The following is a 22970-nucleotide window of genomic DNA, read 5'->3' as shown; positions in this document are numbered from 1 at the left end:
AATGAGTATGGAGGCCGGTAATATAACCGAAAGTTTTGATTCCTGCGCCCGATTGTGACTTCAAGTTGACAGAGGGCCGCCGCGCTCTCACCTTCGGGCAAATTTCCTCGACCGACAGGGACGCAAGACTATGGCCAGTATCAACCTGTTCATGAAAAACAGCCTGACGATCCGGCATATGCGCCTGCTGATCGCGATTGACGACCATCACAGCGTTATCCGGGCGGCCACCTATCTCAACCTGACGCAGCCGGCCGTCTCCAAGGCGCTTTCCGGCCTCGAGGCGGGGCTGGGCACCCCGTTGTTCCGGCGCTCCAAGAACGGGCTGGTCGCGACGCAGGTGGGGGCCTGCCTGATCCGCCACGCCCGCCGGGTGCTGTTGCGGATCGAACTGGCCGAGCGGGAATTGAACGAGTTGATCGGCGCTGGCTACAGCCACGTGTCGATCGGCACGCTGCCAGCGACCGCGGTGACATTGATCCCGCGCTTCATTGCCCGGCTGGAAAGTGAAACCGAGAATACCACGGTTTCCCTGCGCGAAGGGACCATGGACAATCTGCTGCCGGCTCTGCGAACCGGGCAGATCGACATTGCGCTGGGTCTTTTGACCAGCCCCCAGCTCGGCTCGGACGTTTCGACCGAGATCCTGCTGGTCGATCCGGTCGTTGCCGCGGTGCGCAAGGACCATCCCTTGCTGGAGCAGGGAGAGATCTCGTGGTCGCAACTCGAAGGTTTTCCGCTGGTCCTGCCGCCGCCCCATACCCTCGCACGCGGCGCCATCGAATCGCTGTTCCACAGCCATATGGTCGATATCGCCAATCACCGGATCGATTCCGTGTCCACCATGGCGAATGTGGGGACGCTGCAACTGACCGACTCGGTGGGGTTCCTGTCGCGCTCTCTGGTGGCGCATTTTGCGGATCTAGGGATTCTCGATGTCCTGCCGCTGGCCATACCCCAGGAGGTGACGCTTGAAATGGGGCTGGTCTGGATCACCGATCGCGACCGCACCGACGCGCATATGCTGGCTCACCGGCTGTTGCGGGAAACGGCACAGGGCTTGGCCGAGCGTGCGCCGCAACGAGGAAAATAACTTCGAGTTATTTTATCGGCAGAAGAAGTAAATTGACTTCATAGGCCGAGCACCAGAAATTCCCCCTCCAAGAACAGGCCGGATATGCGCCGTTCACGGGGGAGACGAAACCATGATCAAGTCCAGGAAACCGGTTTTTGCCGGTCTGCTTGCTGCTGCCACGCTCTTGGCGACGGGCGCCACCGCCCAGACTGCCCAATGGTATCCGCTGCCATTCGACGGCAAAACCGTCGACGGGCAGGAGGGGCGTTTCGAGTATACGCCGCTCAGCGCATCCGAAAAGGCAAGCAAGCCCTGGAACATCTGCGTGTCGCTGCCGCATATGAAGGATCCGTTCTTTCTGGCCATGAACTATGGCATGACCGAGGAGGCGAAGCTGCTGGGCGTTCAGGTCCAGACTTTCGACGCGGGCGGATATACCCAGCTTGCCAACCAGATTTCGCAGGTCGAGAACTGCGTCGCGGGCGGTGCCAATGCCGTCGTGCTGGTCGCCATCGCCCATGAGGGGATTGAAAACCTGCTGGCCGAGCTGAAGGCCAAGAATATCCCGGTGATCGACGCGATCAACGGCGTCGCCTCGGACGACACGGCGGCGCGTGTCCTGACCAGCCCGCGCAACGAAGGGCTGCGGACGGCGAAATATCTGGCCGCGAAGCATCCTGCCGGGTCCGATCCCGTCGACATCGCCTGGCTGCCCGGTCCCGCCGGCGCGGGCTTTGTCGAGGCATTCAACGCCGGTTTCCAAGAGGGCCTGCAGGGCAGCGCCGTGAACGTCGTCGAGACGAAATACGGCGATGTCGGCAAGGAGGTTCAGGCCCGTCTGGTCGAGGACGTTCTCCAGACCCATCCCGACCTCGACTATGTCGTCGGCAGTGCCGTCATGGTCGAAGGGGCGCTGCCGCTCTTGCGGGCACGGGGGGTCCAGGACCGGATCGGGCTGGTCTCGGTCTATACGACGCCGGGCGTCTACGAGATGATGAAGGCTGGCCAGATCGAGGCGGCGGGCGCGGCCCCGGTGGTTCTGACCTCGCGCGTGATCCTGGATCAGGCGGTGCGCGTGCTCGAGGACAAGCTGGAATATACCGATATCGGCACATTGGGCGAGGTCTATACGAAAGACACGATCGGCAACCTCGATCCGCTGTCGGTCCTCGCGCCCAACGGCTTCCGCCCGAACTTCGCCTTCCGGCCCTGACCCGACCCGGCAAGGAGAACCGCGCGATGTCGTCCCCAGCACTGGTCGAAACCGATATGGCGGCCCGATCCGCCGCCGTGCCGACGCTGTCCACCGCCGGTCTGACCCGGCGCTATGGCCAGCATGCCGCGCTGGACGGCGTCTCGCTCGATTTCCTGCCGGGCGAGGTTCATGTCCTCTTCGGCGAGAATGGCGCGGGGAAATCCACGCTGATCTCGATGATCGCCGGGGCGAATACCCCGAGCGAGGGCCGCATCCTGATGGCCGGGCAGGAGGTCGCCTTCAACAGCGTCGCGGCGGCGCGCGCCCATGGCGTGCGTGCCGTCTTTCAGGAGTTCTCGTTGATCCCCTGGATGACGGTGGCCGAGAATATCACGCTGGGCGAGGAGCCGCTGGCCGGGCCGGTGCTGCTGCAGAAGACGGCGGGTTTCCTGTCCAAGTCGGGAACCCTCGCAGAGGCGCGGCGGCTGATCGACGACCTCGGGTTTGAGCTGGACCCGCGCGCGACCGTCGCCTCGCTGACCCGCGGCAAGCAGCAGATGGTCGAGATCTGCAAGGCGATGCGGCTGCGCCCGCGCCTTTTGATTCTGGACGAGCCGACGGCTTCGCTTTCCGAACACGACGCCCAGGCTTTGTTCCGGCTGATCCGGCGATTGCAGCAGCAGGGCACGGCGATCATCTATGTGACCCACCGGATGCATGAGATCCCGTTGATCGGGAACCGGCTTTCGGTGCTGCGTGATGGCCGGTTCATTGCCACCGTCCCCGCCGACACGCCCGAGGACCGTCTTATCGAGCTGATGACCGGGCGGAACACGGAAAAGGTCTATCCGCAGCCGAGGCAGGATCTGGGCGCGGTGCGTCTGGAACTGCGCGGCGTCGCGCTGGACCACAAGCCGGGCGTGCCCGCTATCAGCGATGTCAACCTCGGCATCCGCGCGGGCGAGATCGTCGGGATTGCCGGGCTGGTGGGATGTGGCAAGTCGAACCTCGCGCAGTCCTGCTTCGGGCTGCGCCGGATCGTCGCGGGCGAGATCCTTGTCGATGGCGCGCCCTTCGTCCCCAGCCACCCGGCCGACGCGATCGCGCGCGGCCTGTGGTATCTGCCGTCCGACCGCAAGAATGACGGCCTCGCGCTCGACCTGACCGCACATGAGAACATGATCCTGTCTGGCCTGCGCTTCGGCGCTGCAAGCGGCAGTATCCTGAACCCCCGTCGCGAGGCGCGCCACCTCGCGCAGGTCGCCCGCATGGTCGAGTTCAATGGCGACAGGCTGGGCGAGCCGGTGGCGCGCTTTTCCGGCGGGAACCAGCAAAAGGTTCTGCTGGCGAAAAGCCTCGTGCAGGACGTGAACGTCTATGTGTTCGACGAACCGACGGTCGGCGTGGACATCAACGCCTGCCTTTCCATCTACCGCTGCCTCGCCGACCTGAGCGTGCAGGGCGCGGCAATCCTGCTGGTGTCATCGAACCTGCCCGAACTGATGGGCCTGACGCATCGCATGCTGGTGATGAGCGGCGGCGCCATCGTCGCCGAATTCGACCGGGCCGATTACGACGAACACCGCATTCTGGAACAATTCTTCTGAGGAACCGCATCTTGTCCGCAGCCCAGACAAATTCCAACGGCCCGCAGCCCGCCATGCTGTGGCTCAGTGAGAACCGGCAGCTTCTCGCGCTGCCGATCATGTTCGCCCTCGCGGTGGTGATGTTTGCCGCGGCCGCGCCGAATTTCCTGACCGCGGACAACCTGACGAATGTGGCGCGCCAGTCGGTTTACCTGCTGATCGTCGCGCTGGGACAGATGATCGTGATGATCACCGGTGGCCTCGACCTGTCGGTCGGTTCGAACGTGTCGCTGACCTCGGTTGTGAGCGCCATGGTCATGGCCGCGGTCTTTGCCGCCAATCCGGGCGATCCCTGGCTCGCGCTCTGGGCCGGCCTCGGCGCGGGGGTGGCAATCGGCATCGCGGTCGGGCTTGTCAACGGGCTGGGCGTGACCATGCTCGGCATTCATCCCTTCATGATGACGCTTGGCATGTCGTCGATCGTCTTCGGGCTGACGCTGTTCATCTCGGGTGGCGTGCCGATCTATGGCATTCCGCCGCTGCATGGGGAAATCTTCGGCTTTGGCCGCATCTTCGGCCTGCCGATCCCGGCCTTCGTCGCGATCTTTCTGGTCATTCTGACCTATCTCACGCTGCAATGGACGCGCTTTGGCCGCCACCTTTATGCCACGGGCGGCAACAACCGCGCCGCCGCGCTCTCGGGTGTTCGGACCAGCCGGGTGACGGTTATCTCGTATATGCTGTGTGGCCTGCTGGCTGCCTTGTCGGGCTTGCTGCTGACCGCGCGCCTTGGCACCGGCGAGGCCAATATCGGAGGCACCCTGCCTCTGGAATCCATCGCCGCCTGCGTGATCTCGGGCGTCAGCCTGACAGGAGGTCGCGGGCGCACGCTGATGGTGGTGCTGGGAACGCTGCTGATCGTGCTGGTGCAGAACGGCCTCAATCTGATGCAGGTCGGCGCCTATGCCCAATCCGTCGCCACCGGCGCCATTCTCATCTTCGCGATGGCGTTGTCGCGCAACTGAAACCGGTCGCACAACGCGCATAGCCTTTCAAGGAGGACTACAAGAACCATGAACGACGTCAGGAATCTTGCGGGCATCGCCCCGCCCAAGGTCGACGCGACCCGCAAGAAGTCGATCCCGATGACCGGCAAGGAATATCTTGCCAGCCTGGATGACGACCGCGAAGTCTGGATCTACGGCAAGCGGGTCAAGAATATTTCCGAACACCCTGCCTTCCGCAACTCTGCCCGGATGATCGCGCGCTTCTATGATGCGATGCATGATCAGGCGAAGAAGGACATCATCACCGCCCCGACCGAGGATGGCGGCTTCACCCACCGCTATTTCCTTGCCCCCCGCACGGTCGAGGAGCAGGTCAAGGCCCGGGATGCCGTCGCTGAATCCCAGCGCATCACCTACGGCTGGATGGGACGCTCGCCCGACTACAAGGGCTCGTTCCTGGCGACGCTGGGCGCCAACTCGGAATATTATCGCGGCTACGAGAAGAACGCGCTGCGCTGGTATACCCAGGCCCAGGAACGGACGTGGTATATCAACCACGCCATCATGAACCCGCCGGTCGATCGCAACAAGCCGACTGCGGACACCTCGGACGTCTATGTCCGCGTGACCAAGGAAACCGATGCGGGCATCTATGTGTCGGGTGCCAAGGTCGTGGCCACCAACTCGGCGCTGACGAACTATACCTTCGTCGCCCATGCCGGGCAGGTGCCGATCAAGGATCCGAACTTCGCGCCGGTCTTCATCGTGCCGACCGGAGCGCCGGGGCTGAAGATGATCTCGCGCGTGTCGAACGAGCAGCGGGCGGCGGTGCTGGGTTCGCCCTTCGACTATCCGCTGTCCTCGCGCATGGACGAGAACGACGCGATCCTGGTGCTCGACAACGTGTTCGTCCCCTGGGAGGACGTGTTCATGCACGGGGACGTCGATCAGGCCAACGACTTCGCCCCCGGATCGGGCTTCAACGCGCGCGCGGCGATGCATGGCTGCACCCGCCTTGCGGTCAAGCTGGACTTCATCGTCGGCGCGATGGCGATGGCGCTGGACATCAACGGCACTTCGGGCTTCCACGGCGTCATGTCGCGCATGGGCGAGGTGATCGCATGGCGCAACGCCATGTGGGGCCTGTCCGACGCGATGGCCAAGTCGAACATTCCGTGGAACGGCATGGTCCAGCCCGACAGCCGTTTCGGGACGGCCTATCGCACGCTCTCGCAGCTCGCCTATCCCTCGATCAAGAACATCATCGAGGCATCGGTCAGCTCGGGCCTGATCTATCTCAACAGCCATGCCGACGACTTCAAGGCGCCGGAACTGCGCGGCCATCTCGACCGCTATCTGCGCGGCTCGGGCGGGGTCGATGCCGAGCGTCGCGTCAAGGTGATGAAGCTGCTCTGGGACTGCATCGGCTCCGAGTTCGGCGGCCGTGCGGAACTCTATGAGATCAACTATCTCGGCTCGAACGACCTGACCCGGCTTCAGAACTATTGGGAAGCGCAGTCCGGCGGCGACATGGCCAAGATGAAGGGCATGGTCGAGACCTGCATGTCGGAATACGACCTCGACGGCTGGACCGTCCCTGACCTCATCAACAACGACGACGTGAGCGTGCTGCGCCGCTAGGCGCGCGGCACGACCCACCAGATTTTGTAGAAGGAGAAAGCCCCATGGCTGATAAAAAGCAGCGTTTCATTTCCGACAAGGTCGCGGAATATCCGCCGGGTCACTGGTCGAACACGATCCGTGTCGGCAACCAGATCTGGCTGTCCGGCTTCACCGCCCGCGCCGCGGACCTGAAGGCGATCCACGGCGAAGGCTCTGCCTATGAGCAGACCAAGGTGATCTTCGAGAAGGTCAAGAACTGCCTCGAATCCGCGGGTTCGGGACTGCAAGACGTCGTTACCATGACGATCTATGTGACCGACATGGCCGACAACAAGGAAATCTGGCGCGCCCGCCAGGAGTTCTTCACCGGCGACTTCCCGTGCTCGACGCTGGTGCAGGTGGCATCTCTGGCCGATTCTCGCATCAAGCTCGAGATCACCTGCCAGGCCATGGCAGGCAGCGGGGCATGACCGCCCTTGCGGCACAGGGGGCTTCGGCCCCCGACTCCCGCTTTGTGCCGCTGACGGGCAGGGAGTATCTGGACAGCCTGAACGACGACCGCGAAGTCTGGATCTATGGCGAGCGCGTGCGCGACATCGCCAACCACCCCGCGTTTCGCAATTCGGCCCGGATGATCGCGCGCATGTATGACGCGCTGCATGATCCGAAGCGCAAGGATGTGCTGACCGTTCCGACGGAATGGGGCGGCTATACCCAGCGGTTCTTCCGCGCCCCGCACACTGTCGAGGAGCAGGTGGCGCAGCGCGATGCCATCGCCGAATGGCAGAAGGTCGCCTGGGGCTGGATGGGCCGCTCGCCCGATTATAAGGGCGCGTTTCTTGCGACGCTGGGGGCCAATGCCGGCTTCTACAAGGGTTTCGAGGACAATGCCGCGCGCTGGTATCGCAAGGCGCAGGAGCGGACGTGGTATGTCAACCACGCCATCATGCACCCGCCGGTCGATCGAGATCTGCCCACGGCAGACGGCTCGGACGTTTTCGTGAAGGTGGTCAAGGAGACCGATGCCGGCATCTATGTCTCCGGCGCCAAGGTCGTCGCTACCAACTCGGCCCTGACCCATTATACCTTCGTCGCCCATGTCGCCCAGGTGCCGATTGCCGACCCAAATTTCGCGCCGGTCTTCATCGTGCCGACCAACGCGCCGGGCGTGAAGCTGATCTGCCGGATGTCGAACGAATATCGCGCGGCGACCACCGGCAGCCCCTTCGACTATCCGCTGTCCTCGCGCCTCGATGAAAACGACGCGATCCTCGTGCTCGATAACGTCTTTATCCCTTGGGAAGACGTCTTCATGCATGGCGATCTGGAGCAGGCCAACAAGTTCAACGTGGGCTCGGGCTTTCTCGAACGCGCTTCGCTGCATGGCTGCACCCGCTTTGCCGTCAAGATGGATTTCATCGTCGGGCTGCTGGCGCGGGCGCTGGAGATCACGGGCGCGAAAGGCTTTCACGGCGTGCAATCTCAGCTTGGCGAGGTCGTCGCCTGGCGCAATGCCTTCTGGGCGCTTTCGGACGCGATGGCGAAAAGCGGCGTGCCGTGGAACGGAATGGTGCGCCCCGATGCGCATTTCGCCGGCGCCTACCGAGTGCTGAACCAGATGGCGATGCCCAAGATCAAGAACATCATTGAGCAGATCGTGGCCTCGGGCCTGATCTATCTCAACAGCCACGCGGCGGATTTCGCCACCGAGGAGATCCGGCCCTATCTCGACAAATATGTCCGGGGCAGCGGCGGCACCTCGGCCGTCGAACGGGTCAAGGTGATGAAGATGCTCTGGGATGCGATCGGGACCGAATTCGGATCGCGCCACGAACTCTACGAGATCAACTATATCGGCTCGAACGACATCACGCGGCTGACGAACCTGTGGGCTGCGGAAGGCTCGGGGAACATGGCCCGGTTCAAGGCCTTCGCCCAGTCGGCCATGGATGAATACGACCTGAACGGCTGGACCGTCCCCGATCTGGTCAATCCCCATGACGTCAGCCTTGTGATGAAACGGACCTGATGGGTCCGACGGAAGGAAAATGAAGATGACCGCGCCTGCAATTGCTTCGGAGCCACCCTTCACCGCGCGCCAGTTTCGCGATGCGATGGGGCAGTTCGCCTCGGGCGTGGTCGTGATCACCGTGAACACGGAAGAAGGTCCGCACGCCATGACGGCCAACGCCTTCATGTCGGGTTCGCTCCAGCCGCCGCTGGTGGTGATCTCGGTGGCGGATACCGCGAAGATGCACCGCTGGCTGCAGCATTCCGAAGGTTTCGGCGTGTCGATCCTGACCAGCCGGCAGGAGCGGGACAGCAACCATTTCGCGGGCCGTCGATCCCCGGACCATGCGCCGGAACTGGACAGGCTGGACGGAACGCCGGTCGTTGCCGGGGCGGCGGTGCGGCTGGCCGCCGATCGGGCCTATGCCTATGCCTGCGGCGATCACACGCTTTTCGTGGGCCATGTCCGCGCGCTCGAGGTGCAGCCCCCCGAGGCGGTCAAGCCGCTGCTGTTCTATTGCGGCAAGTATGGCGCGCTTTCGCCCTCGCCATGGTCCGAAGATGCCGCCCCCAGCAGATTGTGGCCGGAACTGGAAAGTCAGTGGTGGTGATCACCCGCCCCTGACCTCCCATCCTCCAAACCGAACCGGAATGACGACATGGACTACCAGAACACACCATCCCGCTCGCGGCGCGGGCCGTTCGACCAACCCGAACCGGAACTTGGCGCGATACCCGAGGGCTCGGGGCGCACGAACGGTTTGGGTATCGGCGCCCCGCTGGCCCGGATCGAGGATATCCGGCTGGTCACCGGGAACGGCCGCTTTACCAATAACGTGACCGTCCCTGGCCAGCTGCGCGGTTATGTCCTGCGCTCGCCCCTGGGCCATGCCCGCATTCGCAGCATCGATGTCAGCGCCGCGCTGGAGGTTCCGGGCCTCGTCGCGATCCTGACGGGCGAGGATTACGCGAAGGACGGGATCGGCAACATGCCCTGCGTCTCGATCCCGCCGGGGATCAAGGGCGGGCCTTACGTGCCGACGCCCTTCCCGGCGCTGGCACTGGACACCGTCCGCTGCGTCGGGGCCGAGGTCGCCTTCGTCATCGCCGAAACCGCCGCCGCGGCGGTCGATGCGGCGGAGCGCATCGTCGTCGATTACGAGCCGCTGCCCGTGGCCCCGACGCTCGAGGCCGCGATTGCCCCCGGCGCGCCGCTTGTCTGGCCCGATGCGCCCGGCAATCGCTGCTTTTATCACGAGCTGGGCGATCAGGCGGCCTGCGACGCGGCCTTTGCCGGCGCGGCCCATGTTGTCAGCGCCCGCATCCGCAACCAGCGCGTGGCGGGCAATCCGCTGGAGCCGCGCACCTGCATCGGCCGCTACGATGCGGCGGATGGGCGGTTTCATCTGACCAGCTCGACCGCCAACCCGCATCGGCTGCGGCTGCTGCTCTCCGAGCATATCTTCCGCGTCCCCGCCCATCGCGTCCATGTCGTCGCGGGCGATGTGGGCGGCGGCTTCGGCACCAAGGGCGGTCTCTATCCCGAGGAGATCCTCGTCCTCTGGGCCGCGTGGCGGGTGGGGCGGCCCGTGAAATGGGTCTGCGAACGCAGCGAGGCGTTCCTGGCCGATTTCAACGGGCGCGACCAGATCGCCGATGCCGAGATGGCGCTCGACGCCGAAGGCCGGGTGCTGGGCCTGCGGGTCGAGGTGAACCACAACCTCGGTTCGGCGCTTGGCCCCTCGACCGCCCATCCGCCGCTGGTGGGCACGCGGATGCTGTCGGGCGTCTATGCCTTTCCGGCCATGCATGTGAAGATCAACGGCATCTTCACCAACAGCCGCACGCTGACGACCTATCGCGGCGCCGGTCGCCCAGAAGCCACGCTGATCGTCGAGCGGATGCTGGACCTCGCCGCCGGGAAGGTCGGGCTGGACCCGGTCGAGATCCGCCGGCGCAACTTCATCGACCCCGGACAGATGCCCTATCGCACGGCGGTGGGCGAAACCTATGATTGCGGCGAGTTCGAGGCGGTGACGGATGCCGCGCTGACCCTCGCCGACTGGAACGGTTTCGAGGAACGCCGCGCGGCGACCGAGGCGCGTGGCCTGCTGCGTGGGCGCGGCCTGTCCTGCTATATCGAGGTCTGCGCCACGCTGAGCGACCGGATGGAGGTCCGGTTCGATTCCAGCGGCTGCGTGTCGATCCTTGCCGGCACCTTCTCCTACGGGCAGGGGCACGAGACGACCTATGCCCAGATGGTGCATGACTGGCTGGGGATTCCGCTGGAGCAGATCCGCTTCGTCCAGGGCGACACCGATATCATCGCGACGGGACGCGGCAGCTTCGGCTCGCGCTCGATGACGGTTGGCGGTTCGGCGCTGCGAAAGGCCTGCGACAATCTGATCGGCATGGGCGCGCGACTTGCCGCGCTGATGCTCGACGTCGAGCCCGAGGCGCTGGACTTCGTCGACGGCTCCTATGTCTGGACCGCCGGGGACCGCCGCAGCGTGCCACTGACGGAGGTGGCAAAGACCAGCTTCGCCTGGAAAGGCTCGGCCGCGTATAAGGGCGGCCCGCCAAAGCCGATCCCCGCCGACCTGTGGTCGGGGCTGGAGGGCGTGGGGCATTTCTCGGCCAATCCGCAGAACTATCCCAATGGATGCTATGTGGCCGAGGTCGAGGTGGACCCCGAGACCGGACAGGTCCGCGTGGACCGGATCGCGGGCGTCGATGACGTCGGCACCGTGATCAACCCCCTGCTGCTCGAGGGGCAGGTGATCGGCGGCTGCGCGCAGGCGCTGGGGCAGGCCCTGCTGGAGGCCATCGTCCACGATGCCGAAGGACAGGTGCTGAGCGGCGCCTTCACCGATTACGGCATGCCGCGCGCCGAGGATTTCCCGCGCATGACCCTCGCGAACCGCCCGGTTCCCACGCGGACGAACCCGCTGGGCGTCAAGGGCGGCGCCGAGACAGGCACGATCGGGTTGCCGCCCGCGATCCTCGGGGCGGTGCTTGACGCGCTCGGCCCGCTGGGCGTGCGCGACCTGACCATGCCGCTGACACCCATGAAGGTCTGGGCCGCGCTCGACGCTGCCCGCAGGACCGAGACTGCCAAGGAGACAGGCTGATGGCCCATTTCATCGTTTACCGGTTGGATCGCAAGGATGGCGAGGCCGGAAACATCCGCGCCACCACCCGGCCCGCGCATCGCGACTACATGACGCAATTCGGCCCCCGTGTCCTGATCGGAGGCCCGATCCTCGACGAGGCCGGAAATGCGCAAGGCGGGATGATGGTCATCGAGGCCGAGAGCCGCGACGAGGTCGAGCGGATCATCGCCGCCGACCCGTTCGAGCAGGCGGGCCTGTCCACGACGATCCACATCGCGCCGTTCCGCTGGCAGACCAACCGCCCCGCACATCTGCCGCCGCTGGCAGCGCTCTGACTGGAAAGGCTCATTCCAATGGAAATCACAGGAGACAGGCTGCTTGACCTGCCGCCCGAGAAGGTCTGGGAAGGCTTGCTGGACACGCGCGTGCTTCAGGCCTCGATCCCCGGCTGCGAGGCGATGACGGAAACCGACAAGGGCGTCTATGACGCGGTGGTGCTGGCATCGGTCGGCCCGGTCCGGGCAAGGTTCAAGGGCCGCATCAAACAGCGCGACCTGATCAGGCCCTCGCGCTACGAACTGGAGTTCGAGGGCGACAGCGGCATGGCGGGCCGGGCAAGCGGCATCGCCGTCGTCACGCTGGAGCCGAAGGGCGCGCAGACCTTGCTGAGCTATCGCGCCGAAAGCCAGATCGGCGGACGGCTCGCCCAGATCGGATCGCGGCTGATCGACGCCACGGTGGCGCGGATGTCGAACCAGTTCTTCGACCGCTTCCAGGAGGTCGTGCAGAATCCCGCCTTGCTGGATCAGGCCCCCGCGACGGCGGCACTGGCGGCATCGACGGGCGAGGTCGCCCCGGCCCCCGGCATGGCCGCGGCGCCGGTGCCGGTCCGCGACGGAGGCGGTGTCACCCTGCAGATGCCCGGCTGGGCCTTCACCGCGGCCATGGCCATCGGCGCGCTGCTGATCGGCTGGCTGGCCGTCAATTGAGGAGGCAGCGATGATCGAACTTTGCATCACCGTCAACGGCATCGAACAGCGCCGCGAGGTCGAGGACCGCACACTGCTGGTCGAGTTCCTGCGCGACCATTGCCACCTGACCGGCACCAATATCGGCTGCGACACCACGCAATGCGGCTGCTGCACCGTCCATGTGGACGGACGCGCCATCAAGTCCTGCACGGTCCTCGCCGCGCAGGTCGATGGCAGCGAGGTCGTCACCATCGAGGGGCTGGGGCAGCCCGAGAACCTTCATCCCATGCAGAAGGCCTTCCGCCACCATCATGCGCTGCAATGCGGCTACTGCACCTCGGGGATGATCATGCAGGGCGTCGATATCGTCCGCCGTGGGCGCGCCTGCGACGAGGCGACGATCCGCCACGAGCTGGAAGGCAATTTCTGCCGCTGCACCGGCTATCAGGGGATCGTCGATGCGATCAGCGACGTGGCCCGGAACGCGCCCGAATCCTGCGCAGCGGACAGGGGCCGGACATGAGCGTTCCAGACTTTGCCTATCGCCGCCCCGCGACTCTGGCCGAGGCGCTGGACCTGCTGGCCTCGGACCCCGAGGCGCGGGCGCTGGCCGGTGGGCAGACATTGATCCCCGCCCTGAAGCAGCGCATGTCCCGGCCGGCGATACTGGTCGACCTGAGGTCCATCTCCGAGATGCGCGGCATTGATGTGACGCCCGAGCGGGTGAGCATCGGCGCGATGACGCCCCATGTCGCGACCGCGACCGATCCCCGCATCCGCGCGGCCATCCCGGCCCTCTCGGCGATGGCGAGCCATATCTCGCATCCCCAGGTCCGCAATCTCGGCACCATGGGCGGCTCGATCTCGAACAACGATCCGGCTGCGGACTATCCCGCCGTGCTGCTGGGACTGGGTGCCGAGATCGAGACGACCCGCCGCCGGATCCCCGCCGGGGAGTTCTTCCTCGGGCTTTTCACCACCGCGCTGGAACCGGGCGAGCTGGTCCTCCGCATCCATTTCCCGCGGCCGGAGAATTGCGGCTATATCAAATTCGCAAACCCCGCCTCGGGCTATGTCACGGCGGGGGCCTTCGTCGCGCGGGGCCCGGCGGGCATCCGCGTCGCCATCAACGGCGCGGGCCCGGTCGTCTTTCGCTTTTCCGAGGCCGAGGCGCGCCTTTCCGGTGATTTCAGCACCGCCGCGCTGGACGGGCTGACCCTGTCTGCGGCTGGCCTCAACAGCGATATCCATGCCAGCGCCGCCTATCGCGCCCAGCTTGCCGTAGTCGGAACCCGCCGCGCGCTTGCCATCGCGCTGGCGGAACTGCCCGAACAGATCAAGGAGTCTGCCTGATGCGTTTTCTTACCTTCGCCTCGCCCACCGGCGAAAGTTTCGGCCTGACCGACGGGCGCAAGATCGTCGACCTGGGCATCCGCACCGGCCTCTGCCTTGCCGGTGCGATCCGGCGCGACGAACTGGCCACGCTTGGCGCGCGCTTTCAGAACGCTCCCGCCGATTACCTCGTTGACGAGGTGACGTTCCTGCCGGTCATCCCGCGGCCGGGCAAGATCATCTGCGTGGGCCTGAACTATGTCGAGCACCGGCGCGAGGGCGGCCATGTCGAGACCGCCTCGGCCCCGCCGCTGTTCACCCGCTATCCGCAGTCCCAGGTCGGCCATCTGCAACCGATGGTCATTCCGCGCGAAAGCGACGCCTTCGATTTCGAGGCCGAGATCGCGGTCGTCATCGGCACCGCCGGGCGCCGGATCGCCAAGGCGGATGCGATGGCCCATGTCGCGGGGATCAGCGCCTATAATGACGGCTCGGTCCGCGACTGGCAGCTGGCGACCAACCAATGGACGCCGGGCAAGAACTTTCCCGCCACCGGAGGCTTCGGCCCCTGGCTGGTGACGCCGGACGAAACCTCGCTGGATCGGCCGCTGCGCCTCATCTGCCGCCTGAATGGCGAGGAGATGCAGAACGCGACGACCGACCTGATGATGTTCGACACGGCCACGCTGATCAGCCATGTCTCGACCTTCTGCACGCTTGAGCCGGGCGACGTGATCGTCACCGGCACACCCGGCGGCGTCGGCCATCGCCGCGAGCCGAAGCTCTATATGAAGCACGGCGATATCGTCGAGATCGAGGTCGAGGGCGTCGGCATCCTGCGCAATCCCGTGGTCAAGGAGGCAGCGGCATGAGCGAGGTCGCGCCGCTTTCGGACCATACGCGCAGGCTGCTGGAAAGCTGCGGCGCGGCGACGCTGGCGAATGCATTGCTGAAGCGCGGCTTCCGCAACACGTTCCTTCTGGGCCTTCAGGCGGTCGCGCCGGGGCAGGGGACGCTGATCGGTCCCGCCTGGACCGTCCGGTTCATTCCGGCGCGCGAGGACACGGACAGCATGGAGCTTTATGCGCGGGACGACAGCCTGCATCGCCGCGCGATCGAGGAATGCGACCCCGGCGCGGTCCTGGTGCTGGCGACCGGAGGCGATGCGCGCGCCTCCTCGATGGGCGACATGATGGCGCTGCGGCTGAAGGCGCGGGGCGTCGCCGGCGCGATCACCGATGGCGGCTTCCGCGACGTTCCCGGCATCGGGGCCGCGGAATTGCCCTGCTATCAGGTCACGGCCTCGGGGCCGGCAACGCCGATCTGGCTGCACCCGGTCGAGTTCAACACCCCGGTCGGCTTTGCCGGCGTCGCGATCTATCCCGGCGACATCATCGTCGGGAACGAGGAGGGCATCGTCGCCATTCCCCGCCACCTCGTAGACGAAATCGCGCAGGAATGCGCCGGGGTCGGGGATTACGAAGTGTTCGTCGCCTCCCATATCCGCCGCGGCCGTTCGCTTTTCGGCCTGTTCCCCGCCACGCCGGACAGCCGGCGCGAATATGACGACTGGGTTGCCGCTGGCCGGCCCGAGATCTGAGCGTTTCCCGAAAGGACAAGCAGATGAATACCGACAACCCCGGCAAGGCACTGGCCGAGACGCTGGAGATCCTGACCCATCGCGAGGATCTGGACCCGAAGGCCTGGATCGAATTTCCCGAATACGGGCTGCGCCAGTATTTCCTGTGGAGGAACCCGGCAACCGGAGCCAGCATCGCCATCCTTGAATTCGACAAGGGCGGCCGCATCCCGGTCAAGCATCACCACGCCTCGAACCAGTTCATGTACTGCCTCGAAGGCGATTATGAATATACCGATGTCGGCCTGCGGCTGAAGCCCGGCACCTTCTACATGAATCCCAAGGATCATCCGCACGGGCCGACCCTCGCGCATGAAAAGTCGGTCCTGATCGAGATCTATGACGGTCCGCATTATTACGAGAAGCCGGTTTTCCACACTGACGAAAGCATCGGCGGCTTTCTCGCCGGTCAGCAAAGCGGCGAATAATGCTCGACTACCGGCTGATGAGGGATTTCGACAAGCTGGCGCCCGTCGCGGCGCTGCTTGACGATCCGGGCGGCGTCATGGCCCTGATCGTCGGGGTCGAGGGGCCATCCTATCGCTCGCCGGGGGCGATGATGGCGCTCCTGTCCGATGGCCGGACCGTCGGACGCCTTTCCTCGGGCTGTATCGAGGCGGATCTGGCCATCCATGCCGGACGGGCGCGCCTGAGCGGCCGGCCGGTTTCCCTGCGCTATGGGCTGGGCTCGCCCTTTGCCGACATCACGCTGCCCTGCGGCGGCGGGCTCGACATATTGCTCGTGCCCGCACCGGAAAGGGATGCTCTGGAAACGCTTATGCTGGTGGATGTGGCGCGCTGCGCGGTCACCCTTGCGATCGGCCCGGACGATCGCATCTCGGCCAGCCTCGGCGCGGAGCCGGCCGCGTCGGGTTTCCGCAGCTTCACCTATCTGCCCGAGCCGCAATTCCGCATCTTCGGCGATGGCGATGAGACGGCTGCCTTCTCGGCACTCGTCCATGCGGTCGGCTATGACCAGATCACTCATAGCGGCGATCCCGTGACCCTGGACGTGATCGCGCGGTCGGGCTGCCGAGGTGTCGAGCTGACGCGGCAGGTGCCATTCATGGCGGACGTGGACCCCTATACGGCGGTCCTGTTCTTCTTCCATGACCATGACCGCGAATTGCCGCTGATCCTTGCGGCGATGGACACGCCCGCATTCTATATCGGCGCGCAGGGCAGCCGCCGGACACATTCGAACCGGGTGATGGCGCTTGCCCGCGAAGGCGCGACAGCCGACGGGATTGCCCGCGTCCACGGGCCCATCGGCCTGATCCATTCGGCGCGTGACCCGCGTGTGCTGGCTGTGTCGGTTCTGGCTGAGGTGCTGGACCGCCGCCGCCGCTGACGGGCGGCGGCCACCTTACCAGGCGGGTTCGTATTCGGGATAGATGAACTGGTCCGTCCAGCCCAGCAGGGTCCGGCACAGCTCATACTGACCGGCGCGCCACAGGTTGCGGATGCGGCTGGAGGAGATGCGCTCGCCCTTTTCGCAATTCACTGGATCCAGCATCCGCACGGTGAACTGGCGGGATAGCAGATCGACGTCGCCCGCCTGCATGGCGCCAAAGCGGAAATCGTCGCCGACCCAGACCTCGGCCGGGTTCATGGCTTGCAGATCGGCCATGAAGCTTTGCGCGGTGCGGGCCCGGAAGGCCGCATCGAAGTGCGACAGAACCAGATGATCCACGCCCAGCGAGGCGATCCGTTCGACCTTCTCATGCGCGGTGCAGAGCAGCGTCGCGCGGCCGAAAAAGACCTTTGGCGGCGGATCGAACGTCCAGACGACCAGCGGCAGCCCCCGCTTGCGGGCGGATTCCTGTGCCCCGCGAACAAGCGCCTGATGACCCAGATGCACGCCGTCGAAGGCGCCGATCGTGACCACCGCAGCCTTGAGCATCGGGGCATCGCGATGCAGGCGGGTAATGTCACGGGCCTTGCCCAAACTCTCCATGGCGGTCTCCTCCTCGCGCCTTGGGGACGAGGGTGGCGGCGGCAGGGGCATGAGTCAAATGAAGAAAGTTCGCGTGTGGCATGAGCCGAAGTTATATAGCCGGCCGTAGCGAAGTGACTTTCGGCAAGGGTCTCCGGCCTTCGACAGCCAGACATAACCGGCAGGAAAATTTACCGGCAATCATAGTCATTTGACTGCAAAGGCCGGCGCTGCGCATCTTCGCCGCGGATCAATCCACAACATTCTGCCGCCTTTGGGAAAGGGCGGCACCGATCGTGCTGCCGCGACCGCAAGGCCGCCGGCAGGGCGTTCGCTCACGCAAAAAAACCAGACCAAAATACTGAACGGGGGGAAGACACTTGAAATACGCATGGGCCATCATGGCATGCCTGATCACCATTCCGGCCACGGCCTCAGCCGAGGTGAAGCTCGGAGGCTCGGTCTATCTCGGCTATGGCAACAACCGGGCCGACGGCTCGGAGGGCACGACGGCGGTTGGCAGTCTGACATTCGAGGATAGCGTGCCGATGGGGGCGGCCACCTTCTTCTATCACGGAGAGCTGATCCTGCGCAGCGACCGCGATGATCTGTCCTATCTGCGCGACGAGCCCTATGAGGTGGAGTTCGGCCTTGATTTCGGTCGCGGCGGCAAGCTGTCGGTGTCGACATATCCCCGCTGCGGCGCCTTGCCGAACAACTGGCCGGATGGCGACCTGAATGATTCCGGCAATGTCGCGGTGCATCCCCGGCTGCCGCCCGAGTTTCGCTGCATCGGCGGCGATATCAACATCATGAAGGCCGGAGGACGTGCGGTCGACACGGATGTCTATCTGAAATACTCGAATTCGGTCGGTCCGCTGGGCGTCGAGATCTATGCCGATCCCTGGCAATCCTATAACGGCTGGCAGGGCGATGATGCGCGTTCGATCATCAACAGCACCGGCCCCGGCACCGGCGACATGCCGCCGCAGGCCGAGGTCGAACTGTCCTATGCGACGCCGCTTGGCATATTCAAGGCGGGCCTCAACGATCTGGGGGACAAGACCGCGAAGTATATCCTGCCCATTCCCTCGGCGGGCCTGACCATGGTGCTGGACCACCAGAATCGCGACACCACCGGAAACCACGTCATCAATGTTGCCGTCATCGACTGGCAGACCAAGGACCATCCGTGGTTCCGGGGAATCTGGGGCATCTACCTGAAGGATTCGCGGGATGAAAACGCCGTGCTGGGGCTGAATTTCGGTCAGGACAAGTGGAGCCTCGGAATCGGTGCGGATGCGGATGGCGACTGGGCGCTGGAAGGGGGCGTCAAGCTGAGCGAGAATATCGAGCTGGTCGCCGGCGCCGACAGCGGATACGGCCCCGGCGACGGGATGGATTTCAAGGTGTTCCCCCCCGACGCGGCCACACCGCGCGGCAAGGCCTGGGAGATCGGCCTGCGGATGGTGTTCTGAGATCGCATTGCGGGCGAGAGGGCCCGCAGCATCGGCATCCCGGCGGCTTTCGTGACGCAACCGTCCAGAAAGCCTGACCGAGGGACTGTTTCAAGTAGCTTCAGAGAAGCGGAGGCAAATCCGCTTCTCTGTTGTCTTGCCATCCGTGTTCCGGCTGGCTCTGGCACGTCCTCGCCTTTCCGGTCCTCGAACCGTCAGGCAGGCCTCGGCCGAATGACAATGCCGCATCGCGATGATCCGAGCCGCTGCCTGCCGGGTCGGGCAGGGCATATCGCATAAAGGCTTGATTACGGACCGACATGTGAAAAGGTCCAATCCATGAAGCTTTTATCCGCTCGATCATTGAAGTCGGCGCGCGTTCACTCGGGTCATTCGAAGGGAGGCTATGGATAGCCGCAATGCAATCTCGTGATCAAACCCTTCTGACGGCCCACGCAACCCCCGTGACCGGGGTGATGGCTTCTCTGGAAACCGGCGAGGATGGCCTGACATCGGCGGAAGCTGCCCGGCGTCTGACCCTGCAGGGAGAGAACGCGCTGCCCGGCGGCAAGAGCAGACCCGCCTTTCTGCGGCTGCTTTCGCAATTCAACAATGCCCTGATCTATTTCATGTTGTGCGGTGCGCTTGCCGCCGGGGCGCTTGGCCACATGATAGATGCCGGCGTGATCCTTGCCGTGGTGCTGGTGAATGCGGTGGTCGGCTTCCTGCAGGAGGACAAGGCCGAGAACGCCCTCAGCGCGATCCGAGACATGATCTCGCCCCATGCCGCGGTGCTGCGCGATGGCAAGCGCGCCAACCTGCCGGTGGCCGGGATCGTGCCGGGAGACGTGGTGCTGATCGAGGCCGGGGATCGCGTGCCGGCCGATCTGCGCCTGATCCGCGCCCGCAGCCTGACGGTGGACGAGGCGATCCTGACCGGCGAATCCGTCACCGCCGCGAAACAGTCGGATCCCGTGGATGCGGATGCGGCGCTGGGGGACCAGAGGTCGATGGCCTTTTCCGGCACGCTGGTCGCCACCGGGCAGGCCACGGGCATCGTCGTCGCGACGGGTCTCGACACCCAGATCGGCCGGATTTCGGCCCTGCTGGGTGGCGTGGAGGAATTGACGACGCCCTTGCTGCGCCAGATCAACGCCTTCGGGCGGCGCTTCACCTTGACCGCCTTTGTCGGCGCGGCGGTGCTGTTTGTCATCGCCGTCGCCTTGCGTGGCTATGGCTGGGAAGAGGCGCTGATGGCGGTGGTGGCGCTGGCCGTGGGACTGGTGCCCGAGGGGTTGCCCGCGGTGATCACCATTACCCTCGCGATCGGTGTGCAGCGAATGGCGGCGCGCAACGCGGTGATCCGCCGCTTGCCCGCGGTCGAGACGCTTGGGGCAACCTCGGTCATCTGCTCGGACAAGACCGGCACCTTGACGCGCAACGAGATGACCGTCCGGCGCGTCGTCACGGCGGACGAGACGCTGCTGGTCGAGGGTTCGGGCTATGCGCCGGGCGAGACGCGGCTTTTCCCGCAAGGCTCGGCGCAGGGGCATGGCCCGGTGCTGGAACTGGTGCGGGCGGGCCTTCTGTGCAACGACGCGCAATTGCGGCCCGAGGGTTGGCGGGTCGAGGGCGACCCGATGGAGGGTGCACTGATCACCCTGGCACTGAAGGCGCAACTCGACCCCGACGAGGCGCGCGCCGAATGGCCCCGGCTGGATGAGATCCCTTTCGATGCCGCGCATCGTTTCATGGCCGCGCTGCACCGCATTCCTTTGGATAATTGCGGCGTGATCCTCGTCAAGGGCGCGCCGGAGCGTCTGCTTGAAATGTGCGACCGGCAGCAGACGGCGGCCGGCCCCGAGCCGCTGGACGCGGCTTCCTGGACGAACCGCATCGCCGAGGCAGCGGCCGAGGGCGAAAGGGTGCTGGGCTTTGCCATGAGGCATGTCGAGGACGGCAAGACCGCGCTTGATTTCCCCGATGTCGAGAGCGGGCTGGTCTTTCTTGGCCTATGCGGCTTCATCGACCCACCGCGGGACGAGGCCCGCCGCGCCATCGCTGAATGCCACAGTGCCGGTATCGCGGTGAAGATGATCACCGGGGATCACGCCGCGACCGCACAGGCCATCGCCCGGCAGCTTGGCATCGCCGAGGCGCCGCGGGTGCTGACGGGCCAAGACCTCGACCAGCTCTCCGAGGCGGATTTCCCCGATGTCGTCGCCGCGACCGAGGTTTTCGCCCGCACCAGCCCCGAACACAAGCTGCGCATCGTTCGCGCGCTGCAATCGCAGGGCCGCATCGTGGCGATGACGGGGGATGGGGTGAATGACGCCCCGGCGTTGAAGCAGGCCGATGTGGGCGTCGCCATGGGCATCAAGGGCACCGAGGCCAGCAAGGAAGCCGCCGGGATGGTGCTGATGGACGACAATTTCGCCTCGATCGTTGCCGCCGTGCATGAAGGGCGGACCGTCCACGACAATATCCGCAAGGTCGTCGGCTGGACGCTGCCCACCAATGGCGGCGAGGCGCTGACCGTCGTTGCCGCCATCCTGTTCAATTTCGCCATGCCGATGACTCCGGTCCAGATTCTGTGGATCAACCTGATCCTTGCCGCGACCCTGGGCCTTGTGCTGGCCTTCGAGCCCTCCGAGCCGGGCGTGATGCGGCGCAAGCCACGGCCGTCGGGGGCAGGGTTGCTTACACCCTTCCTTGTCTGGCGCATCGTCTTCGTCTCGGCACTTTTCATGGCGCTGTCGCTCGCGCTGTTCTTCTGGGCGCAGGCCCAGGGACGCGATCTGGCCTATGCGCGCACCATGGTGGTCAACCTTCTGGTGGTGATGGAGATCTTTTACCTTTTCAACGTGCGCTACCTGCACATGACCAGCTTTACGCTGACGGGTGTCAAGGGAACCGGACCGGTGCTCGGCGCCATCGCCATCGTCGTTATCGCGCAGTTCGCCTTCACCTATCTGCCGCTGCTGAACGAGATCTTTGGCTCGGTTCCGCTGACGCTGGCCGATGGGGTACTTGTTGTCGGCATCGGCCTTGGATCCATGCTGCTGCTGGAGGTCGAAAAGCACCTGCTGCGCGACAGGTTCGGAGGGGCGTGAGTTCGGGCGTGGGTTGTTGTGGTTTCAGGCTGAGCCGCGACGCTGACACGGTTAAGACTAGGGTAGGGGATCCGTTTCGGACATCAGTTTCTCGCGGAAGACCTCGGCGGGTGTGCGATAGCCGAGGCACTTCCTCGGCGTGGCATTGAGCCGGTGACAGAGGGCGATGATCTGGCGGCTGTTGAGGGTCTTGGGATCGACGTCGCGCGGCAGCCAGCGCCGGATCCGGCCATTGGTATTCTCGACCGTGCCTTTCTGCCGGGGCGATTGCGGGTCACAAAACCAGGTTGCGACGCCGAGACCTGATTGCAGGTAGGGCCAGGCCAGAAATTCCAGCCCGCGGTCGAAGGTGATCGAGCGCGGGGCGTGCGCCGGCAAGGGTGCGAGGCTGTTGATCACGCCGTCCATGACCCGGCGCGAGCGGCGATCGGGGTTCTTCAGCAGCACGGTGAAACGGCTGACCCTCTCGACCAGCGAGGTCAGGTTGGTGGCGCCGAACTCCTTGCGGAACTGGATGAGGTCGGCTTCCCAATCGCCGAAATTGCTGCGTTCGGTTACTGCGCCGGGACGGTGCCGGATGGACAGTTCTTCCGCAAATCTAGGATGTTGTGGTCGCCTCCGACCGCGGCCACGCCGCTTGCGGCGATGGTCGGGCAGGTGGCGCCAGAGTTGGATCGCATGTCCATCCTTCGAATAGATATACTGGTAGATCGTCTCATGGCTGACCCGCTGCGGCGCACGCTCCAGACGCAAGCGTCCGGCGATCTGTTCCGGTGTCCAGCCGGACTGCAACCGATCGATCACCGCCGCACGCAACTTCGGATGCTGGATCAGCTTGCGCTGGTTGGCGCGGCGCTCGGCCGCCAGGTTCTGCGCATTCAGCGCGTAATAGCCGGACAGATAGCGCAGTTCG

The 22970-nt window shown here is 65.1% G+C and carries 21 protein-coding genes; 19 read left to right on the top strand and 2 right to left on the bottom strand.

Going from position 1 to position 22970, the window contains the following annotated elements; translation table 11 throughout:
- The first annotated feature begins 130 nt into the window (after positions 1-130).
- The 17 genes from VNQ78_RS12465 to VNQ78_RS12385 all read left to right on the top strand — a co-directional run bounded on the left by VNQ78_RS12465 (position 131) and on the right by VNQ78_RS12385 (position 16902).
- Positions 131-1093 (top strand): LysR family transcriptional regulator, encoded by a 963-nt coding sequence (locus tag VNQ78_RS12465; RefSeq protein WP_325690173.1) that lies wholly within the window; start codon positions 131-133, stop codon positions 1091-1093.
- A 112-nt stretch (positions 1094-1205) separates the two neighbouring features.
- Positions 1206-2288, top strand: a complete 1083-nt coding sequence (torT, locus tag VNQ78_RS12460) for a TMAO reductase system periplasmic protein TorT (RefSeq protein WP_325690171.1) — start codon at positions 1206-1208, stop codon at positions 2286-2288.
- Positions 2289-2314: 26 nt separating this feature from the next.
- Positions 2315-3877 (top strand): sugar ABC transporter ATP-binding protein, encoded by a 1563-nt coding sequence (locus VNQ78_RS12455; RefSeq protein ID WP_325690169.1) that lies wholly within the window; start codon positions 2315-2317, stop codon positions 3875-3877.
- A gap of 11 nt (positions 3878-3888) precedes the next feature.
- The gene (locus VNQ78_RS12450) at positions 3889-4881 is read left to right on the top strand and encodes an ABC transporter permease (protein WP_325690167.1); all 993 of its coding nucleotides are present in this window, start codon (positions 3889-3891) and stop codon (positions 4879-4881) included.
- 48 nt (positions 4882-4929) lie between these two features.
- Entirely contained in the window at positions 4930-6504 is a 1575-nt protein-coding gene (locus VNQ78_RS12445; protein ID WP_325690165.1) for a 4-hydroxyphenylacetate 3-hydroxylase N-terminal domain-containing protein, read from the top strand.
- Positions 6505-6548: 44 nt separating this feature from the next.
- On the top strand, positions 6549-6956 hold the full coding sequence (locus VNQ78_RS12440) for a RidA family protein (protein WP_325690163.1): 408 nt from the start codon (positions 6549-6551) through the stop codon (positions 6954-6956).
- Positions 6953-8515, top strand: coding sequence for a 4-hydroxyphenylacetate 3-hydroxylase N-terminal domain-containing protein (locus VNQ78_RS12435; RefSeq protein WP_325690161.1), 1563 nt, complete (start codon positions 6953-6955; stop codon positions 8513-8515). The genes VNQ78_RS12440 and VNQ78_RS12435 overlap by 4 nt, the downstream gene beginning before the upstream one ends.
- A gap of 25 nt (positions 8516-8540) precedes the next feature.
- A complete protein-coding gene (locus VNQ78_RS12430; RefSeq protein WP_325690159.1) occupies positions 8541-9107 on the top strand; it encodes a flavin reductase family protein in 567 nt (188 codons plus the stop codon).
- 48 nt (positions 9108-9155) lie between these two features.
- Positions 9156-11627 carry a xanthine dehydrogenase family protein molybdopterin-binding subunit gene (locus VNQ78_RS12425; protein WP_325690157.1) on the top strand — a complete coding sequence of 824 codons (2472 nt, stop codon included), beginning with the start codon at positions 9156-9158 and terminating at the stop codon, positions 11625-11627.
- Positions 11627-11944: a YciI family protein gene (locus tag VNQ78_RS12420; RefSeq protein WP_325690155.1), complete on the top strand. Its 318-nt coding sequence runs from the start codon at positions 11627-11629 to the stop codon at positions 11942-11944. Before VNQ78_RS12425 ends, VNQ78_RS12420 begins: the two co-directional genes overlap by 1 nt.
- An 18-nt stretch (positions 11945-11962) precedes the next feature.
- Positions 11963-12598 (top strand): carbon monoxide dehydrogenase subunit G, encoded by a 636-nt coding sequence (locus VNQ78_RS12415; protein WP_325690153.1) that lies wholly within the window; start codon positions 11963-11965, stop codon positions 12596-12598.
- Between the two features lie 10 nt (positions 12599-12608).
- The gene (locus VNQ78_RS12410; protein WP_325690151.1) at positions 12609-13103 is read left to right on the top strand and encodes a (2Fe-2S)-binding protein; all 495 of its coding nucleotides are present in this window, start codon (positions 12609-12611) and stop codon (positions 13101-13103) included.
- On the top strand, positions 13100-13933 hold the full coding sequence (locus VNQ78_RS12405; RefSeq protein WP_325690149.1) for a xanthine dehydrogenase family protein subunit M: 834 nt from the start codon (positions 13100-13102) through the stop codon (positions 13931-13933). The genes VNQ78_RS12410 and VNQ78_RS12405 overlap by 4 nt, the downstream gene beginning before the upstream one ends.
- Complete coding sequence (locus tag VNQ78_RS12400; protein ID WP_325690147.1) at positions 13933-14784, top strand: fumarylacetoacetate hydrolase family protein; 852 nt, start codon at positions 13933-13935, stop codon at positions 14782-14784. Before VNQ78_RS12405 ends, VNQ78_RS12400 begins: the two co-directional genes overlap by 1 nt.
- Positions 14781-15512 carry a ribonuclease activity regulator RraA gene (locus tag VNQ78_RS12395; protein ID WP_325690145.1) on the top strand — a complete coding sequence of 244 codons (732 nt, stop codon included), beginning with the start codon at positions 14781-14783 and terminating at the stop codon, positions 15510-15512. The genes VNQ78_RS12400 and VNQ78_RS12395 overlap by 4 nt, the downstream gene beginning before the upstream one ends.
- Positions 15513-15535: 23 nt before the next feature.
- Positions 15536-15979 (top strand): cupin domain-containing protein, encoded by a 444-nt coding sequence (locus tag VNQ78_RS12390; RefSeq protein ID WP_325690143.1) that lies wholly within the window; start codon positions 15536-15538, stop codon positions 15977-15979.
- On the top strand, positions 15979-16902 hold the full coding sequence (locus VNQ78_RS12385; protein ID WP_325690141.1) for an XdhC family protein: 924 nt from the start codon (positions 15979-15981) through the stop codon (positions 16900-16902). Before VNQ78_RS12390 ends, VNQ78_RS12385 begins: the two co-directional genes overlap by 1 nt.
- A gap of 15 nt (positions 16903-16917) precedes the next feature.
- On the opposite strand, the gene VNQ78_RS12380 is transcribed toward VNQ78_RS12385, so the two are convergent.
- Positions 16918-17508, bottom strand: coding sequence for an FAD synthetase family protein (locus VNQ78_RS12380; RefSeq protein ID WP_325690139.1), 591 nt, complete (start codon positions 17506-17508; stop codon positions 16918-16920).
- 359 nt (positions 17509-17867) lie between these two features.
- Here VNQ78_RS12380 and VNQ78_RS12375 point away from each other — a divergent pair, with 359 nt between their 5' ends.
- Complete coding sequence (locus tag VNQ78_RS12375; protein WP_325690137.1) at positions 17868-18965, top strand: hypothetical protein; 1098 nt, start codon at positions 17868-17870, stop codon at positions 18963-18965.
- 398 nt (positions 18966-19363) lie between these two features.
- Positions 19364-22057 (top strand): cation-transporting P-type ATPase, encoded by a 2694-nt coding sequence (locus tag VNQ78_RS12370; RefSeq protein WP_325690135.1) that lies wholly within the window; start codon positions 19364-19366, stop codon positions 22055-22057.
- A gap of 57 nt (positions 22058-22114) precedes the next feature.
- Here VNQ78_RS12370 and VNQ78_RS12365 read toward each other — a convergent pair.
- Positions 22115-22970, bottom strand: an 856-nt coding sequence (locus VNQ78_RS12365) for an IS30 family transposase (protein ID WP_325690133.1), incomplete at its 5' end; no start/stop codon positions are given.

The organism is Paracoccus sp. (in: a-proteobacteria) (assembly GCF_035556475.1).
In the GTDB taxonomy this organism is placed as follows: domain Bacteria; phylum Pseudomonadota; class Alphaproteobacteria; order Rhodobacterales; family Rhodobacteraceae; genus Paracoccus.
Note: the sequence above shows the minus strand (reverse complement) of the source record. Positions and strands in the feature narration are given on the sequence as shown.